We start from the raw sequence: 235 nt of genomic DNA, 5'->3' as shown, positions 1-235 counted from the left end.
CCAATGTAGAACTTGAGCTTGGGATTGGCGTAACGCTTGCGCATATCGTCCTGCTTCTTCTCGTCACGGCTGAAAATGCGGATTTCAGCAATGTCGGTATCCAGGAAGCGGTTAAGGACGGCATTGCCGAAAGAGCCCGTACCACCTGTTAAAAGCAATATCTTACCTTTAAACATTATTTACCTTTAGGTTAATTATTTAAATAATATGATTGCTCCTGCCCATTAATTATTTA

At 41.3% G+C, this 235-nt stretch carries 1 protein-coding gene; it reads right to left on the bottom strand.

From position 1 onward, the window contains the following. Nucleotides 1–176: polysaccharide biosynthesis protein (locus tag V0R37_RS23265; protein WP_420376714.1), on the bottom strand; the 176-nt coding region annotated here is incomplete at its 3' end. Nucleotides 177–235 lie beyond the last annotated feature (59 nt).

This window comes from Pollutimonas rozaliensis (genome assembly GCF_048751585.1).
Classification (GTDB): Bacteria; Pseudomonadota; Gammaproteobacteria; order Burkholderiales; family Burkholderiaceae_B.
Note: the sequence above shows the minus strand (reverse complement) of the source record. Positions and strands in the feature narration are given on the sequence as shown.